An 18247-nucleotide genomic window follows, 5' to 3' on the forward strand; every position below is an offset into this window, starting at 1 on the left:
GCCGACTCGTGCCGAGCTGTGGATCGCCGTCGGCGAATCGGCGCGTCACGCATGCGCGGCCCCTTCCGTGTCGAATTGCTCGGCGAGGTCGAGCACCCATCGGCTGCGGGCGACGACGGCCGGGTCGACGAACCGGCCCTGCTCGTCCAGCCAGGCAGCGGAATCCTTGCCGTGCAAGGAGTTCAGGAGTCGGCGGGCTTCGTCGATCTCGGTGTGGCTCGGAGTGAACACGGCGTTGACCGGTTCGATCTGTTTCGGGTGCACCACCGACCGGCCGAAGAACCCGCGGTCGCGGGCGGCGGCGCTGTCGACGGCCAGGCCGTGCAGGTCCGAGACGTCGGTCCACACCGCGTGCGGCGGGCTGGGGAGTCCGGCGGCGCGGTTGGCGGTGACCACGCGCTGTCTGGCCCACTCCAGCGCCGTGTCGTCGCGTACCCGCAGATCCGCCAGCAGATCGGCCTCACCGAGGGAGACCGAGGCGACCAGCGGATGGCAGGCGGCGAGCCGGAACGCGTTCTCCACGCCGAGAGCGGACTCCACGAGTAGGTGCAGGGGAGTGCCGAGGCGGTCCGCGACCCGTGCCACCGCATCGGGATCATCGCATTTCGGCACTCGGATTCCGGCGGCTCCGCGATCGGCGAGTTCGGCGACATCGCTTTCACCCCAAGGGGTTTGCGGGGAGTTGATCCGCACCCAGAGCGGTTTGGGCCAGGGCCGCGACACCGCATCGACGGCGTTCGCGCGGGCGGCGGCCTTGTCCGGTGCGGCGATCGCGTCCTCGAGGTCGTACACCACCGCGTCGGCCGGACCGGCCATCGCCTTGGCGAGGAGCTCGGGGCGGTGCGCCGGGACATACAGCCAGCTGCGCGCCTTGCCGATCACGCCACGCCCTGCTCACGCAGCTCGGCCAGGTGCTGCTCGTCGATGCCGAAGCGGGCGAGGATCTCCGCGGTGTGCTCGCCGAGTTTCGGTCCGGTGGTGCGGATTTCGCCCGGGGTGTCGCTGAGCCGGAACGGGACGTTGGGCATCTTCAGCGGGCCCAGTTCCGGATCCTCGATCCGCAGCACACTGCCCAGCGTGGTGTACTGCGGATCGGCCATGATGTCCGCGGCGGTGTAGATCGGGGCGACCGCGGCCTGAGCCTGCTCGAAGGCGGTGACCACCTCGTCCCGCCCGCGTGCGGCGATCCACGAACCCACCGCGTCGTCCAGTTCGTCGGTGTGTTCGGCGCGCGTACGACCGGCCGCGAACCACGGCTCCTCGATCAGTTCCGGGCGGCCGACGAGGCGCATCACGCGCTCGGCGATGGACTGCGCGCTGGTGGATACCGCGACCCAGCTTCCGTCGTTGCACTGGTAGGTGTTGCGCGGCGCGTTGTTGGTGGATCGGTTGCCGGTGCGCGGCTGTAGGACGCCGAGCTGGTCGTATGCGGTGATCTGCGGGCCGAGCACGGTCAGCAGCGGTTCGATGATCGCCATATCGAGGACCTGGCCGCGGCCGGTGGTCCGGCGGGCGTGCAGGGCGGTCATGATGCCGAACGCGGTGGTCAGCGCCGCGACGCCGTCGGCAAGGCCGAACGGCGGCAGGGTGGGCGGGCCGTCGGGTTCACCGGTGAGCGCGGCGAATCCGCTCATCGCCTCGGCGAGCGTGCCGAAACCGGGCCGCGCGGAATAGGGGCCGAACTGACCGAATCCGGTGACCCGGGCCAGCACCAGACCCGGATTGTGTTCGGCGAGAACGTCATAGCCCAGGCCCCAGCGTTCCAGGGTGCCGGGCCGGAAGTTCTCGACGATGACGTCCGCGTCGGCGGCCAGCTCACGGAACAAGCGCTGCCCCTCGCGCGACCCCAGGTAGAGCGTGAGCGATTTCTTGTTGCGCCCCAACATCTTCCACCAAAGACCGACCCCGTCCTTACTGGCCCCGTGGGTGCGGGACGGATCGCCGCGCGGATGCTCGACCTTGATCACCTCGGCCCCGTGGTCGCCCAGCAGGGTGGCGGCCATCGGCCCGGCGAACAAGGTGGCCACATCGAGCACCTTGATCCCGGCCAACGCTTGCACAGACATGTGATTCCCTTCGTACAGCGGCGTTTTCAGCCGCGATGGCCCATTCGGCGGGAGATGCGCTCGGCGGTGTCCACCACGCGCGGCGCGATCTTCTCCACGAATTCCTCGGTGACCCGGTAGCGCGGCCCGCACACCGAGATCGAGCCGATCACCTCGCCGGTGATGCCGAATACCGGCGCGGCCACCGAACCCGCATCGGGCTGCCGCTCACCGCCCGACTGCGCGAAACCGCGTGCCCGCACCTCGTCGAGTTCGGCGGCGAGGGAATCGGGATCGGTCACCGTGCTGGTCGTCAGCGCGGTCAGCGGCCCGGCCAGCGCCCGGCGCCGGGCGTCCTCGGGCAGGAACGCGAGCATGCACTTGCCGGAACTGCCCGCGTGCAGTGGGAAACGGCGGCCCAGCTCGACGGTCATCTTGATCTCGTGGGTGCCCTCGACCTGGTCGAGGTAGATCCGGCCGTCGGGGACCAGCGCGGTGAGGGTCGCGGTCTCACCGGTTTCGTCGCGCAGTGCCCGCAGCAGGTCCAGGGCGCTCGCGCGCAGGTCAGAGTCGCGGAACGCGCGGGCGCCCAGGGCGGTGGCGGCCGGGCCGAGCCGGTACTGCCTGCTGTCGGGATCCAGCACGACCATGCCGCGGGTGGCCAGCGACTGCAGGATGCGGTGCACCACGGCCTTGCTCAGACCCAGCTCACGCGCGATCGCGCTGACCCCGAGCCTGGATGGCCCGTCGGTGAAGAGCAGCAGAACGTCGGCGACGCGTGCGGCGGCCTCGGTGCCCGGCGTGGGCTCGGTCATGACTCTCCCGGAGGTCGTACCGTTCAGCGGAACGGCTTGGACGTTGTCTGCTACCAGGAAAGCATCAGGTACGGCACTGCTGTCAAGTGGCTAGCTTAGATTTCGCTGCTGACGGTTGACGTTTTCTCACGCTAAGTGTCAGGATCGAAGGCATATGCAGCGGTCCGCTGAGCGGTACGGCTGAAATTCTGGAAGGCGGTGAAGGTCGAAAGATGACCTGTTCGGTTACCGAATCCGTTACGGCACTGGGGGCCTGGGTGTCCGGACTGCGCTGGGACGCCGTGCCCGAATCCGTGGCCGAGCGGCTGACCACGGTGCTGTTCGACGTCCTGGCCGCGAACGCGGCGGGCGCACGCACCGAGGGCCAGCGCGCGTTGCGCGCCGCCTGGCCCGCGCCGCCGGGACACAGCCCGGTCGTCGGGGGCGGCTCACTGACCGACCCGGTCACCGCGGCCTGGCTCAACGGCCCCGCGACGGTGTGCCTGGAACTCGACGAGGGCAACAAGTACGCCAAGGGACATCCTGCGGCGCACGTGTTCCCGGCCGTTCTCGCCCTGGCCGCCGAACTCGACGTGCCCGGAACGGATCTGGCCGCGGCACTGCTGGCCGGTTACGAGGTGGCCGCGCGATTCGGCCGCGCGACGTCGCTGCGTCGCGGTGCGCACCCGCACGGCAACTGGGGTGTGGCCGGTGCCGCCGCTGGTTGCGCCCGGCTGCTCGGCTTGGACCCCGAGCGCACCGCGGCCGCGATCGACGCCGGTTCCGGGTTGCCCGTGGCCGGGCATTTCGATTCGGCGCTGGACGGTAATCCGGTGCGGGATGCCTGGCTGGGCGCGGCCAACGCGTCCGGGATCGCCGCGGCCCGCCTCGCCCTGGCCGGTTCGGCACGCAATACCGGTACCGCTGCCCGCTCATTGGGCGAACTGCTCGGCAGTTTCGCGCCGGAGCGGCTGAGCGAGGAACTGGGCAGCCGCTTCGACATCACCGGGAACTATTTCAAGCGGCATTCGTCGTGTTCCTACACCCATCCCGTGGCGGATCTGCTGATCGACGCCCGCACCGCACTGTTCGGTGTGCGGGCCGATGCTGCCGAAATAGCCTGCGCTACAGTGGGAATCGACGTGGAGACACACGGCCTGGCCGCCGGGCTCGACCGGACGAGCTGGCACAACCAGTTGTCCGCGATGTTCTCGGTACCGTTCGTCGCGGCCACCGCACTGCTGTACGGCGAGGTCACTCCCCGCTACACCGCCCTGCTTCCGGAAGACGCGCCCGATATCGCGAAAGTCGCTGCCGCGGTTCGGATCAGCGAGGATCCGGCACTCACCGCGAAGCTCCCGGACAACCGTGCCGCGCGGATCGCCGTGCGGCTGGCCGACGGTCGCACCCATAACGCCGAGGCCGGAAATCCGGTCGGCGACACCGACTTCCAGCCATTCGACCGCGACCGGCTCGCCGCGCTCTTCACCGGGCTGCTCGATCAGACCGCAGTCCGCACGATCGGCGCGGTGGTGGACGGGATGACCGCCGCGCCCGGCGCCCGCGCACTACTTGCCCCGCTCGCCGCATGACCGCCCCAACGCGCACGAAGGAGTCCTGATGCGCCGCATCTTCTCGGTGACACCGATCCACGTCGACCCCGACGAACTGGACCGCCGACGCCGCCGTTACAACGAGCTGGCCCCGGACGGAATCACCGTGGAACTCGTGGACGCCGGCCCCGCCGCACCCGTCCAGCTGGCCACCGACGCCGATCTGCGAGCTTCGGAAGAAGCCGTCGCGGCCGCATTCGCCACCGCCGAGGGCTACGACTTCCGGTTGCCGGACTGCGTCCTTGATCCCGGTGTGCCCGCGGGGGAGCGCGGCATGTTGCAGGTCGTCGTCGAGCGGCTGGTCGCCGACGGGCACCGGGTCGCCGCGGTCACGCGCAATCGCGTGATCGCCGACGAGTTGACTCGCAAGGTGCGCGAATACGGTTGCGGTGACTCGTTTCTCGGCGTCGCGGTACTGGACCTGGATCTGGGGGCGGTCGCCGACGGCGCACGCTGGAACGCCGCGATGCGGTCCGCCCTGGACGACCTGGCCGCGCAGGGCGCGACGGCGGTGATCAACGGCTGTTCCGCGGTCGAGGTCGAGCCCACCGAGGGCGGCCCGCTGGTGGTCGATCCGGTCGCGGATGCGCTGCGGCTGCTGGCGGAGACGGCATGAGCGACGTCGATCTGGTGGTGGCCGGGGCGGGCGGCGGCCTGGCCGGGGCGCTGCGGGCGGCACAACTGGGCGCACGGGTGCTCGTCGTCGAGGCGAACGAGCACTACCTGCGCGGCAACAACACCTCGATGTCCACCGCGATGATTCCGGGTGCGGGGTCACGCTGGCAGCGCGCCGCAGGAATCGCGGACTCCCCGGAGAAGTTCCTGGACGACATCGCGGCCAAAACCCACGGTGACTACTCGAAGCCCGTTGCCGAGGCGCTCGCGGGAATGAGTGCCGAACTCGTCGAATGGCTGGCCGACCACGTCGGGCTTCCGATCGAGTTGCCCACCGATTTCGACTACCCGGGCCACAGCGCGCAGCGAGTGCACTCCATCCCCGGACGGCACGGCTCGCGGCTGCTGCACCACCTCGCCGACGCGGCGGCGAAGCAGGCGCGGATCGATATGCTGATTCCCGGCCGGGTCGCCGCTGCCCGACGCACCGAGGAGGGGTTGCTGGTCACGGTGTCCTATCCGGACGGCCGTGCGGAGGAGATCTCCACCGGCGCACTTCTGTTGGCCACCAACGGTTATGGCGCGAATCGCGATCTGGTCACCGAACATCTGCCGGAGATCGCGGACGCCGAGTACCACGGCAGTGAGTACTCCACCGGCGACGCCCTGCGCATCGGCGCGGACTTCGGTGCGCAGTCGGCCTATCTGGACGGCTACCAGGGCCACGCCGGCCTCTCGGCCGAGGCGCGCACGCTGGTCACCTGGACTGTGGTGATGCACGGCGGTTTCGTGATCACCGCCGACGGCAGCCGGTTCGGTGACGAATCGACCGGCTACTCCGAGTACGCCGCCGTGCTCGCCGGACAGCAAGGCGCCTCCGGATGGCTGGTCTATGACGAGCGAAGCCACAGGGCCTCAATGGCTTTCGGTGATTACGTCGACGTCGTGAACAGTGGCGCTGTGCGGCACGGCGAGTCGGTCGCCGAACTCGCGGAGATCATCGGCGTTCCCGCGCAAGCCCTGGCCGCCGAAATCGTCGAAGCGTCCGCGGTCGCGCGTGGTGAAAAATCACGAGATCGCTTCGGCCGCACCAGGTTCGAGCAGTCGCTGACCGCACCGCTGTACGCGGTGCGGATCGTGCCCGCGCTGTTCCACACCCAGGGCGGACTCGTGGTCGATGGGCACGCCCGCGTGTTGGACCCCGACGCCCGTCCGATTCCGGGCCTGTATGCCGCCGGCGGCGCAGCCGTCGGCATCTCCGGCCATGGCGCGGCAGGATATCTGGCCGGTAACGGCCTGCTGCCCGCGCTGGGCCTCGCCTACCTCGCGGCCACGCACTCGGTGGCCGAACTCCCCAGAAGTGAAAGGTAAGTCAATGACCAACCACGATCTGATCATCCGCAATGTGCGCGTCGTCCGTCCCGGGGTGGACGACACCCCGCTCGCGGATATCGCGGTGAGCGACGGGAAGGTCACCGAAGTCGGGCCGGACCTCGACGCCTCGGCGGCCCGCGAGGTCGTGGACGGCGGCGGCAAATTCGCGTTCCCCGGCGTGGTCGACGCCCACCAGCACTGGGGCATCTACAACCCACTGGACGAGGACACCCGCACCGAGAGCCGCGCCTGCGCGCAGGGCGGGGTGACCACCTCGCTGACCTACATGCGCACCGGGCAGTACTACCTCAACCGGGGTGGCGACTATTCCGAGGTGTTCCCCGAGGTGCTCGCCGCATCAGAGGGAAAGTCCTTCGTGGACTACGCTTTTCATCTCGCACCCATGCAGTCCTCGCATATCGCGGAGATTCCGGAACTGATCAGCGAGCACGGCGTGACCTCGTTCAAGATCTTCATGTTCTACGGCAGCCATGGTCTGCACGGGGCCTCCAACGACCAGAACTCCTTCCTGATGATTCCCGAAGGTGAGCGTTACGACATCGCGCACTTCGAATTCGTCATGCGCGGGGTGCAGGCGGCGCGCGAGCGCTTCCCGGAGTTCGCCGACTCGATCTCGCTGTCACTGCACTGCGAGACGGCCGAGATCATGACCGCGTACACGAAGATCGTGCAGCAGGAAGGCAAGCTGTCCGGGCTCGAGGCGTACAGCGCGTCGCGGCCGCCGCATTCGGAGGGCCTCGCGGTCACCATCGCCTCGTATCTGGCGCACGAGACGCAGTTGCCGAATATCAACCTGCTGCACCTGTCCTCGGCCAAGGCGCTCGAGGCCGCCATGTTGATGGCGAAAACCTTTCCGCACGTTGACTTCCGGCGTGAGGTCACCATCGGGCACCTGCTCACCGACATCACCACCGCGGACGGCATCGGCGGCAAGGTCAACCCGCCGCTGCGGCCCCGGGAGGACGTCGAGGCCCTGTGGGAGCATCTGCTCGCCGGTGACATCAGCTGGGTGGTCTCGGACCACGCGTGCTGTAAGGAGGCCACCAAGTTCGGCGACGACCCCACGGACATCTTCGCCGCCAAGTCCGGATTCGGCGGCACGGAATACCTGCTGGCCGGTCTGGTCGGCGAGGGTCGCAAGCGCGGCCTGTCGATGCGGCAGGTCGCCGAGCTGACCGCGTGGAATCCCGCGCAACGCTACGGCCTGCACACCAAGGGCGATATCGCCCCCGGTTTCGATGCCGACATCGCGCTGGTCGATCCGGACCGCTCGTGGACCGTGCGCCCCGAGGACTCCGAATCTACCCAGGAGTACAGCCCGTTCCGCGGTCTCGAGGTCGGCTCCACGGTAACCGACACCTTCCTGCGCGGTGCGCGAATCTTCGCCGACGGCAAGGTGATCGGCGAGCCGACGGGTCGTTACGTGCGGCGTCCGGCCACCCGCTGACACTGTGATGTCCCAGGCCGGACGTTCATGAGGGGAACGTCCGGCCGGGGATCATGAATTCGCTTGTGCGTGTCCTCGCGTCATAGTTTCACCGTAACCGCGCGATGGCTGGGATGACGAGGCATGCCGTGCACGCGGAAGCGATAGTGATTACTTGTTGTTTCTGAATTGTGCTGGAGTTATTCGGGTTTCGGTGTCACTGCGTCTTGTTCGCCCTTCGCCCACTCGTCGAGCCCCTCCGCAACACGGATCAGCAGGGCTGCGGACGGCAGCGTTGTGGGGTAGCGGGGAAACCCGGATTCGCCCGGTGTCCGGTGGGGGAGGTCGTCGGTCATGCGGGCGGCTCGCGGTGAGGGAAGCCGTCTCGACCTTGCCCGGCTCGGCGCGGCAGCTCGATCAGCGTCGGCAACTCGTCTCCGGCGCAATACGCGTCAACGCATGCGGCACAACAGAATACGCGACCGTCGCATCTGCGCAATATCCGAATTTCCTTGCCGCACCAATCACACCACTTGTCGTCTGCGGCTATCTCTGTGGAACCCATGCCGTCACCGCCGATGTCCGGGAGAGTGCCGCATGGAATCCCAAGCGGGACGAATGCGCCCCGCGTCGACGAGCGTCATCCAGGCAGCGTCCTTACGCGAGCACTCGACACGGCGGCATGCCCGATGCGATTGCATCACCTGGTGTGCTTGCGCGACGGTGAACGGCGCCTTGGGGGCTTCAACGGGCCACCCGGCAACCCACACACTGGTATCTGACTGGGCTGCTAGGCGTTTCGAGTCTCTTGGGCGGGATACAGGTAGCGAGTACGCGGCGATGGCGAGGGCCGCGAGGGCAGCGGTGAGACCGATCAGGAGCGATGTCGTCAGCATCGGAACCTTCGGGGTTGTGGGGTCGTTGGACTCTCCCGATGCCGAGGGTTCCCGTGCAGGACAGTGCATCCCGGCATCGGGAGCTGATCTCAGCGTGCATGTTCCAGATCGGGCAATAACAGTGCAGAAACGGCGCGAAAGTGGCTAGAAGCAGGTAGTTTTTGGATGCGAACCCACTCATAGCGAGGGAGCAGCCTTATGGTTGGCGTCGAGTGGACACCCGAGCAGATTCGCGCGTTGCGCGAGGCGACCCGTCGGAGTCCACTGGAATTCGCCCGCGCCGTGGGAGTGACGAAACGGACGCTTCAGCTCTGGGAGTCCGGTCAGACCAACACCGTGCGTGCCGCGAACAAACGCCTACTGCACGAGTTGTTGGAGAGCGCGCCCGAAGATGTCCAGACGCGATTTTGGACCGCCATCGCCCACCCGAATGCGGCGCAGGTCACCGATCCGGTTGACATGCTTGTCGCTACCGCCGATGATTCGGCCGCTGCCCTCTCGTGGGCGGAGGCGAGCAACGTGGGACCATTGACGATTGCGGATCTGCGTAGCAACCTGCGTTGGGCGACAAGGGAATACCTAAAGTCGCCGACTCTGCCGTTGTTCCGCCGCGTGGTGGAAACCCGCGACAGCGCGCTGGAACTGCTTCGAGGCAGACAGCGGCCGAGTCAAGCGGCGGAGCTGTACGGGATCGCAGGATGGTCGATGACGATCCTCGGCTGGATGACCACAGACCTCGGTCGTGCGGATGTCGCGGACCGGCATCTGCGCGCTGCATGGGCATTGGCGGACAACACCGAGGACGACGCGCTCAGGGGCTGGATCTGCGCCGCACGGAACACCGCAGCATCGTGGCGCGGTGACTACTACGACGCCATCGAGGCGGCTACCGCTGGCCTTGCGTACGCCCAGACCGGTACGGCGGCGCTGATCTCGGCCAGTGCGCTTGCGATCGACCAGGCCAGAGTGGGGAACGCTGCAGGGTCGAACGCGGCACTGCAGATGGCGTTGGAGACCGCGGATCGCCTGGCGGACACCCCACAGCCGGACACCCTCGCGGGCCCGTTCACCTGCTCCCTCGAGCGGGCTGGAGGGTATTGGGCAGACGCGGCTCTGATGAACGGTGATGCCGCGAAGTCCATCGAGTACGCCGCCACCGCCATCGACGGCTTCCAGCGGACCGTTCCGGTGCTGCGGAATCTGGGTTCGGAGCGGATGGTCCGATGCCAGCAGATCAAGGCTTACCTCACACTGGGCGACATCGACATGGCCGCAGTGCATCTCGCCGAGGTGGTGGAGATGACACCTTCGGAACATCGAATGGGCCCATTGGTGCAGCGCATCGATGAAATCGCCGGGCTCGCGCAGGAGATGGCGCAAACGTCTGCGGCGGCGCTGGAGATCGGCGAGATCGCGGCCGAGTTCCGTGCCGATCTCGATGGACTGCCCGCATTGGCTGCGCAGGCCAGTGGAGAATAGGGAGCGTGTCTGATTCGACCCGTGATCATTGGTGGTGGCGTCCTGGTTGGCGTCTGGGCAGATCGTTCTACACCTGGCATGTGACGTTCGGGGAGAACTCGCCGGTCCATGAGCTCGTGGATCGATTCGCTCCTGTGCTCCAGCAGATCTCGACTATGCAGCCTGTGCCTCGGCAGTGGCTGCACATCACGTTGCAGGGACTCGGGTTCACGGATGAGGTTTCCCGGGCCGACGTCGAGCAGATCGTCGCGGCCGCAGCGAAATATCTGCGTCGGCGCGATTCGTTCGATGCGACGTTCGGGCTACCGGCCGCCGATCGGGAGACGATCGGGCTTGCGGTCACGGCACCGGAGCTGGTCCAGGTGCGCGCAGATCTTCAATGCGCTATCGGGGACGTGTGGGGCGTCGACAATGTGCCGGAGCGGGACGACCGTTTCGGGGCGCATCTGTCGCTCGCTTACTCCACGGGGGAGCGCTCGATATCCGAACTGCAGCAACTGATCGTCCGAGCGAATCTGGACCAGTTGCTTGTGTCGGAGCACATCTCGGCGGTCTCGCTGATCGAGCTCAACCGTGATCACCACCAGTACGAGTGGGCCGAAGTCGCCAGCGTGCTGTTGGGGTATTAGCCGGCAGTGGTCGGCCGGTGGGATCGCCTGCTCGCGCGTTCCAGGAGTTCGGCTGGAATGTGTTGTGCGGCAGAAGGTCAGGGCGGCTGCGGGGCATGGGGTCATCAGTAGACAGCGAATAGAGACCGTGTTCGCCGCCGAACGCGGTCTATGTGCCCGATGTCCAGACCGCCGCCGAGGCGTTGCTGGCCGCGGCGGCCTCTCTCGATGCGCTGGGAGTCACCGTGTACGTTGTGGCGCAACGGGTTTCATCACGAGCTGGGCGCACGTATCGCGGCGGCCGTGGCGACGACCCTCGCGGAGCATCCGGGATGTGAGGGTTGTTGTGCGTCACCGGGGTTCGGTGTTGAGCGGGATCGGCGGCCGGTGGTGCCCGTCGTGGGCGGTAGTATGCGGGCCGCTGTCCACTCCCGACAATCAGCAGCCGAAGCGGGGCAGCCCTAGTGCACGATGCGAGGCTTGTGGTGTTGAGTTTGACCGGCGACGCGTTCTTCTACACGGTCGTCGTCACGGCGGTCGTGGCAGTGGGCGTCACCCTGGTGGGATGGAATCGACTGCGCGGGCCCCGCGCGGTGCGGTGGCTGACGCGGCTGTCGATGATCGTGTGCTGTCAGTGCGCCGCAGTGGTTTCCGTGGCGGTGTGGGTCAACGACGCCAACGGTCTGTACACCTCGTGGAACGATCTGCTGGGGCGGACGCAGGTGCCGGTGGTGACGGCTGCCGACACCACCGTCGACGCGCCGGTGGCCTTCCGTGATCTGGGGGACCGGTTGGTCGAAGCCGACTATCAAGGGCCGGAATCCGGGCTCACCGGTGAGGTATTGGTCTGGACGCCACCGCAATACGCGCAGGCCGCCCACCGTGACCACCGGTTCCCGGTGATCATGCTGCTGCACGGTGTTCCGGGCAGCCCGCTGGCGTGGGTCAGGGGTGGCCGCGCCCCCGAACTGCTCGGGGCGTTGATGCGCGACGGGACGTTGCCGCCCGCGATACTGGTGATGCCGCGCATCAATCCGGGCAGCAATACCGACTGCATCAACGTTCCCGGCGGCGCTCAGACCGCGACCTGGTTGGCACGCGACGTCCCGCGAATGATCAACCGCCACTTCCGGGTTCGCACGGATGCGAAGGGCTGGGCGCTGGCCGGTGATTCCACCGGTGGTTACTGTGCGGCGAAACTGCCGCTGCAATATCCGAAGACGTTCGCCACCGGGCTCGCCCTGAGCCCCGACGACTTCCACGGCGATCCCGCGGTCATCGACGATCCGGTGGTGCGCGCGGCGAACGATCCGACCCAGCTGGCCGCTCGCGGCACAGCGGTATCGATCATGGTGGCCACCAGTACGAACGATCCGTCCAGCAGCCTCGCCAACGCCCGCGCCCTGTTCGAGGCCGCCCGCACGCCCACCCGAGTCGCGGCTCCGGTGATCCTGCGCGACGGCGGGCACAACTGGGGCACCTGGCAGGCGATGTACCCCACCGTCTTCGGCTGGCTCGGCGACAATCTCAGGCCGTCGACGGGCGAGCCGCTCATGAAGCAGGCCAGAACTATCGCCCACGAGAACGCGACCTACCTGTGCCCGTCCGGCATGCAATGCCCCGGCACGCGGTGACCGGTCGTCCGAGCGCCCGGCCTCGGTGCATCGCGGCCTGGACACCGCAGGCGAGTGGTCGGCGCGAAAAGGGTTCCGGTAGTTCAGATATCGGCTATCCCTCGAGGATCGCCATCAATGCTGCGGTGAAAGGCGCGTGGTCTACGTCGCCGCGGACGGCCAGCTGCTGGTTGTAACTGCTGCAGAGGGCCACGAACGCTTCGGCGATCTGTCCGGCGTCTCGGCGTCGGCGTTCGGGTACCAGCTCGGCGACCGCGGCCCGCATGGCGGCGAGCTGTTGTCGGACAACGGCCGCCAGCGGCGGTGACACAGCTGCTTCGGCGTAGATCTGGGCTACCAGCCGAGCGTGGTCCGTCTCCCGGGCCAGCGCGCGCACGTGTTGGAGGAAGCCGTCGACGGCCTCGACCGTGAGTGCCTGCGGCAGCGCGTCACCCGCCTGCTCGCATACCGCGACGACGATCTCGTCCTTACTGGTGAAGTATCGGTAGATGGCTCCGTTGGAGAGCCCGGACTCGGTGACGATGTCGGCCATGGACGTGCGGGCGAAGCCGTGGCTGGCGAACCGGGCGCGGGCGGCGTCCACGATCTGCTGACGACGGGCGTCGAGGTGTGATTGGCTGACCTTTGGCATAAAAGAGTGACCCCTCGATTTTTTTGGTACTGTCGTGAGTCTACCGCGCAACACCAAGTTTCAGGAGCCGCCATGCGTTACCAGACCTTCGGGCGACTGACCGGACTGCGAGTGTCGGAGTACGCGCTGGGGACGGCGAACTTCGCCACCTCGGACGCCGGCGCCGGTCCCGAGGGCTCGCGGCAGATCTTCGATGCCTTCGTCGGGGCCGGCGGCACCACGTTCGACACGTCCAACCTCTACCAGGACGGGCAGGCCGAAACCGTGCTCGGTGGGCTACTCGCGGGCCAACGCGACGACTTCGTGGTGATCACCAAGTACACCGGGACCAGACAGGCTCATCCCCGCCCCGGCACCACCGGCAACGGCCGCAAGATCATGGTCCGTTCACTGGAGGACAGTCTGCGCCGTCTGAACACCGACTACGTGGACGTCTTCATGCCGCATTTTCCCGACGGAACCACCCCGATCGAGGAGATCCTGGCCGGGTTCGACGACCTGATCCGCGCAGGCAAGATCCTGCACGGCGGGCTGTCCAACTTCCCGGCCTGGCGGGTCGCCGGCGCCGCGGTCCGGGCGGACCTGCGTGGTCTGGCCCCGGTGGTCGGCATCGAGACCGAATACAGCCTGGCCGAACGTTCCGCCGAGCGGGAGTTGCTGCCGATGGCACAGGCCCACGGTCTGGGCGTGGTCCTGTACTCCCCGTTGGCGGGAGGGCTGCTCACCGGCAAGTACCGGCAGGGCGGGCAGGGGCGGCTCAGCGCTCGTGGCGACGCGATCGAGGGCACCGCACAGCGCACCGCCGTCGTCAACGCCGTGCTGGCTATCGCCGACGAGGTCGGCGCCAGCGCAGTCCAGGTCTCCCTGGCCTGGCTGCGTCGCCGGGCCGCACTCGCGCGGACGGCATTGATCCCGATCGTCGGCCCGCGCTCCCCGGCACATCTGGAGGAATACCTCAGGTCGGTCCACCTCGAACTCAGCGACCAGCACTACGAACATCTGGACGAGGTCAGCGCGGTACGCCTGGGAACTCCGCACGAGGACGTCGCGGCCGCGCTGAGTCACGGCCTCGACGGCGCTCGCACACTGCTCGAACCTTCCGCTGTCCCCGTCATCTGATCAACGCTTCTTCGCCGTTCTCCGGAGCGATCCTCCGATTCCATTGCTACGGATGTACGTCTCGCAGGGCGCGCCAGCGTACATCTGCGTGGATGCGAGCTCAGCGGCATTGCGTAATCTGTTGTACTGCAACGGATTGCGTGAACTAACGGGGTTGGGCCTGGGGGAGTTTGCGGAGGGTGAACGCCAGGATCAGCACTCCGAGCACGAGTGCGCCGACGTAGATCGTGACGCCGGACCAGCCGTTCGCGCCATAGGCGAGGCCGCCGAGGGACCCGCCGATGCTCGACCCGAGGTAATAGCAGAACAGGTAGACCGCGGGGCCCTGGACGTTCAGGGTCGCCGCGCGCGGGCCGACCCAGCCGCTGGCCACCGAGTGGGCGGCGAAGAAACCGGTCGTGGTGACGATGAGGCCGATCACGACGAACACGATGTTCGACGGGAGCATCAGGGCGATACCGGCGAGGGTGATCAGCGCGGTGACGGGCAGCATGCGCGGGCGTCCGAGCATGTCGACCAGACGGCCGGCGACGGTGGAGGACACCGAACCGGCCAGATACACCACGAAGATCAGCCCGACCACGACCGGGGCCAGCGCGAACGGCGGGCGCAACAGCCGGAAACCCAGGTAGTTGTACACCGTCACGAAGCAGCCCATCAACAGGAAGCCGCAGGCGAACAGCCGGACCAGACCGGAATCGGTGAAGGCACGTCCCACAGCTCCGGCCAGATGCCGCACCCGCGGCGGACTCTGGACGAAATGCGCCGACGGCACGATATTGATCCGGAACACCACCGCGCACAACAGCGCCAGGACGCCGACCACCGCCAACGCCCATCGCCAATTCGACAGGTCCAGAACGAAACTCGCGATCAGGCGGCCCGCCATCCCGCCGATGCCGTTGCCCGCGATATACAGGCCCATCGCGAATCCCAGTGAGCGGCGGTCGATTTCCTCGGCGAGGTAGGACATCGCGGTGGCTTGCAGTCCGGCCAGGGCGAGCCCCTGGAGTGCGCGCAGGATCAACAGGACCGCGAAGGTCGGGCTGAATGCCTGCGCGATCCCGAGCACCGCGGCGGCGAACAGGGAGGCGGTCATCATGGATGTGCGTCCGACCACGCCGGACAGCGCCGTCAGCGGGATCACGCCCACGGCCAGTCCGGCCGTACCCAGCGAGACGGCCAGGCTCGACTCGGCCGGTGTCAGCCCGAATCGCGTACTCAGCGCGGGCAGCAGCGCCTGCACACAGTAGAGGGTCGTGAAAGTCGCCAGTCCGGACGCGAACAGCGCCAGGGTGATGCGGCGGAAACCGGGGGTCCCGTGCAGATGCTGAAGCGCGGTGGACTGGGCAGGCGAACTTCTCACGTGTTAGGACCGTAAGTAGTGGCATATTATTCGTCCAATACGCAGAAATCCCTCCAACCATCCATTGGTGGATTATTTCGATGGACGACGCACTGACCGTGAACCTGCTGTCCCTGGCGCCACGTCTGGCGCTGCTGGACGCCCTGGTCGATGAGAGCAACCTCACTCGCGCGGCCGCGCTCGTCGGCGTCCCGCAACCCACCGCGAGCCGCTGGCTCACCGAGCTGGCCGAGAACCTGGGCACTCCCGTGGTCAGCCGCGTCGGCCGGGGCATCCGGCTGACCCATGCGGGACAGCAGCTGGCCGAATCGGCTCGGCGGGCGTCGGGTGAGCTGCGGTTGGGTCTGCGGGCCGCGCTCTCCGAGGCTGATCCGGAGCAGGGGCACGTCTCGCTGGCCTTCCTGCACACCATGGGAGGTGTGCGCGTCCCCGAACTGCTGGCCGGGTTCCGCGCCGACCATCCGGGCATCCGATTCACCCTCGTGCAGGGTGCGAGCGAGGACCTGTTGCAGCTGTTGAGTGTGGGTGAAGCGGATCTGGTCCTCACCGCGCCGCTGCCGGTCGACGATCCCGGCTTCGAGGTCTCCGCTCTCGCGAAACAGCCTCTGGTAGCGGTGGTTCCGACGGGACATCCGCTCGCCTCCCGCGCGCGGGTCCGACTCATCGAACTCGCCGAATCCGAATTCGTCTCGCTCAAGCCGGGTTTCGGCCTCCGCCGCATCATCGACGATCTGCTCGCTCAGGCGGGCTGCACGCCGCGGATCTCGTTCGAAGGGGAGGAGGCGGACACGTTGCGGGGTATGGTCGCCGCCCATCTCGGCGTCGCGATACTTCCGGAGTCCGAACCGCTGCCCAATCCGGGCACGGTCGAGATCCCGTTGCAGCCAGCGGCTTTCCGGGAGATCGGCCTGGTGTGGTCGGCGGATCGGCCGCTGCCGCCTGCGGTCCGGCTGTTCCGCGACTACACCGAGAGTTCGGCCGATCGCATCTGAGTGTTTCTGGCACAGGAACGTCCGAATGTCGCGGGAGGGCAGCGGCATTCATCGCTCGGATTGCTCTGCCGCCCTGCCGTGGTCCATCTCACGACCGTAGGCTGCTCGCGATTGGGGGCTCCTCGCAATCGAGGGTGTGGTGGTATCCGACGGTTCGAGGTGTTGGTTACGAGACGCGAGCGTCGTAGGTCGCGCGGTGGGTGTGGACTTCGTCCATGTGGCTCTGCGCCCACGATCTGAGTCCGCGGGTCAGGTGATGGAGGGAGCGGCCGAGGTCGGTCATCGCGTAGGAGACGGTGACGGGGACGGTTGGGGTCACGGTGCGGGTGATCAGGCCATCGCGTTCCAGCGACCGCAATGTCTGGGTCAACATCTTCTGGCTGACGCCCGCCAGCAGGCGCGAAATCTCGGAGTAGCGCATCGCCGTGGCAACGCCTGCCGTATCAGGCTGGCCGGAAGCGTCGCCCCCGAGCGCGCACAGAACAAGGACAACCCACTTGTCCGAGATCCGGTCGAGCAGCTGGCGGCTGGGGCATGCCGCCAAGAACGCGTTGTACTCCACCTTGGCCTGCGCTCGTTTCTGAGCGGCGTTTGTCGTACCCAACCTGATCACACCTGTTCCTGAGAGTGAGTTACGCACCTTGGAGTGCCTACTTCCGGATAGGAAGTAACTCCCCAATGATGATCCGAGGTGGCGACACGCGCCACCCGCTGATCAGGGAGCAGAACGAACCACGATGAACGCATCCTCCACTTCACTTCCCGGCGGCACCTGGGCCCTGGGCGACTCGACCGTCACCCGCTTCGGCTACGGCGCGATGCAGCTCGCGGGCCCGTGGGTCATGGGGCCGCCCGCCGACCACAACGGTGCCCTGGCGGTGCTGCGCGAGGCGGTCGAGGCCGGGATCACCCACATCGACACCAGCGCCGCTTACGGGCCACAGGTAACCAACGAGCTGATCCGCGAAGCCCTGCACCCCTATCCGCGGTCGTTGTTCATCGCCACCAAGGTGGGGGCGAACCGTGACGCGCAGGGCGGATGGCCCACAGCCCGGCGCCCCGAAGACCTGCGCAAGCAGGTCCACGAGAACCTCCAGTCCCTGGGCGTCGAGGTACTCGACCTGGTCAACATGCGGATGGGCGATGCCGAAGGCCCCCAGCCCGGCTCGCTCGCCGAGGCGCTCGGGACGCTCGTCGACCTGCGGCAGAAGGGTCTGATCCGCCATCTCGGGGTCAGCAACGTCACCACCGAGCAGGTCGCCGAGGCCCGGAGCATCGGACAGATCGTGTGCGTACAGAACATGTACAACCTCGCCCACCGCCACGACGACGACCTCATCGACCGACTCACCGCCGACGGCATCGCCTATGTACCGTTCTTCCCCCTCGGAGGCTTCACGCCGCTGCAGTCCGCGGCGCTCTCGGGAGTCGCCAACCGACTGCGGGTAGCACCGATGTCCGTCGCACTGGCCTGGCTACTGCAGCGCTCCCCGAACATCCTGCTCATCCCCGGCACATCATCGACGGCGCATCTGCGCGAGAACATCGCCGGCGCCGGCCTCTCCCTCTCCGACGAGGACGTGGCCGAACTGGACAGCATCGGCCGCTGACCAGCCAACGGGAGGCATCGGGAA

The 18247-nt window shown here is 67.5% G+C and carries 16 protein-coding genes; 10 read left to right on the plus strand and 6 right to left on the minus strand.

Translation table 11 applies throughout. The features are described from left to right. Positions 1-45 precede the first annotated feature (45 nt). Genes NM2_RS15550 through NM2_RS15560 form a run of 3 tightly spaced genes read right to left on the minus strand, consistent with a single transcriptional unit; the run spans position 46 to position 2860 of the window. Positions 46-882: an HpcH/HpaI aldolase/citrate lyase family protein gene (locus tag NM2_RS15550; RefSeq protein WP_067669136.1), complete on the minus strand. Its 837-nt coding sequence runs from the start codon at positions 880-882 to the stop codon at positions 46-48. After that, entirely contained in the window at positions 879-2066 is a 1188-nt protein-coding gene (locus NM2_RS15555) for a CaiB/BaiF CoA transferase family protein (protein ID WP_067669138.1), read from the minus strand. Before NM2_RS15555 ends, NM2_RS15550 begins: the two co-directional genes overlap by 4 nt. A gap of 26 nt (positions 2067-2092) precedes the next feature. After that, complete coding sequence (locus NM2_RS15560) at positions 2093-2860, minus strand: IclR family transcriptional regulator (RefSeq protein WP_067669140.1); 768 nt, start codon at positions 2858-2860, stop codon at positions 2093-2095. Between the two features lie 212 nt (positions 2861-3072). Here NM2_RS15560 and NM2_RS15565 point away from each other — a divergent pair, with 212 nt between their 5' ends. From NM2_RS15565 to NM2_RS15595, 7 genes are all read left to right on the plus strand, one after another. Then, positions 3073-4431: an MmgE/PrpD family protein gene (locus NM2_RS15565; protein ID WP_084531038.1), complete on the plus strand. Its 1359-nt coding sequence runs from the start codon at positions 3073-3075 to the stop codon at positions 4429-4431. Positions 4432-4459: 28 nt separating this feature from the next. Beyond that, the gene (locus NM2_RS15570) at positions 4460-5068 is read left to right on the plus strand and encodes an aspartate/glutamate racemase family protein (RefSeq protein ID WP_067669144.1); all 609 of its coding nucleotides are present in this window, start codon (positions 4460-4462) and stop codon (positions 5066-5068) included. Beyond that, entirely contained in the window at positions 5065-6438 is a 1374-nt protein-coding gene (locus NM2_RS15575; protein ID WP_067669146.1) for an FAD-dependent oxidoreductase, read from the plus strand. Before NM2_RS15570 ends, NM2_RS15575 begins: the two co-directional genes overlap by 4 nt. Before the next feature lie 4 nt (positions 6439-6442). Continuing rightward, positions 6443-7909 (plus strand): dihydroorotase, encoded by a 1467-nt coding sequence (locus NM2_RS15580; protein WP_067669148.1) that lies wholly within the window; start codon positions 6443-6445, stop codon positions 7907-7909. 1073 nt (positions 7910-8982) lie between these two features. After that, positions 8983-10263 (plus strand): helix-turn-helix domain-containing protein, encoded by a 1281-nt coding sequence (locus NM2_RS15585; RefSeq protein WP_067669150.1) that lies wholly within the window; start codon positions 8983-8985, stop codon positions 10261-10263. Positions 10264-10268: 5 nt separating this feature from the next. Then, positions 10269-10892, plus strand: a complete 624-nt coding sequence (locus NM2_RS15590; protein WP_157121112.1) for a 2'-5' RNA ligase family protein — start codon at positions 10269-10271, stop codon at positions 10890-10892. Positions 10893-11359: 467 nt separating this feature from the next. Next, complete coding sequence (locus NM2_RS15595) at positions 11360-12505, plus strand: alpha/beta hydrolase (protein ID WP_157121113.1); 1146 nt, start codon at positions 11360-11362, stop codon at positions 12503-12505. Between the two features lie 94 nt (positions 12506-12599). Here NM2_RS15595 and NM2_RS15600 read toward each other — a convergent pair whose 3' ends face one another. Further along, positions 12600-13136: a TetR/AcrR family transcriptional regulator gene (locus NM2_RS15600; protein ID WP_067669157.1), complete on the minus strand. Its 537-nt coding sequence runs from the start codon at positions 13134-13136 to the stop codon at positions 12600-12602. A 72-nt stretch (positions 13137-13208) separates the two neighbouring features. Between NM2_RS15600 and NM2_RS15605 the strand changes: the two genes are divergently transcribed. After that, entirely contained in the window at positions 13209-14255 is a 1047-nt protein-coding gene (locus tag NM2_RS15605) for an aldo/keto reductase (RefSeq protein ID WP_067669159.1), read from the plus strand. A 145-nt stretch (positions 14256-14400) separates the two neighbouring features. Here NM2_RS15605 and NM2_RS15610 read toward each other — a convergent pair whose 3' ends face one another. Next, positions 14401-15621: an MFS transporter gene (locus NM2_RS15610; RefSeq protein ID WP_084531042.1), complete on the minus strand. Its 1221-nt coding sequence runs from the start codon at positions 15619-15621 to the stop codon at positions 14401-14403. Positions 15622-15701: 80 nt separating this feature from the next. Between NM2_RS15610 and NM2_RS15615 the strand changes: the two genes are divergently transcribed. Continuing rightward, on the plus strand, positions 15702-16613 hold the full coding sequence (locus tag NM2_RS15615) for a LysR family transcriptional regulator (RefSeq protein WP_067669161.1): 912 nt from the start codon (positions 15702-15704) through the stop codon (positions 16611-16613). Between the two features lie 166 nt (positions 16614-16779). Here the strand turns inward: NM2_RS15615 and NM2_RS15620 are convergent, their stop codons facing one another. Next, positions 16780-17217, minus strand: a complete 438-nt coding sequence (locus NM2_RS15620; protein ID WP_067669360.1) for a winged helix-turn-helix transcriptional regulator — start codon at positions 17215-17217, stop codon at positions 16780-16782. A 133-nt stretch (positions 17218-17350) separates the two neighbouring features. Between NM2_RS15620 and NM2_RS15625 the strand changes: the two genes are divergently transcribed. Next, entirely contained in the window at positions 17351-18223 is an 873-nt protein-coding gene (locus tag NM2_RS15625) for an aldo/keto reductase family oxidoreductase (RefSeq protein ID WP_067669163.1), read from the plus strand. The last annotated feature ends 24 nt before the right edge of the window (positions 18224-18247 follow it).

The organism is Nocardia miyunensis NBRC 108239 (genome assembly GCF_001613065.1).
GTDB classification, from domain to species: Bacteria; Actinomycetota; Actinomycetes; order Mycobacteriales; family Mycobacteriaceae; genus Nocardia; species Nocardia miyunensis.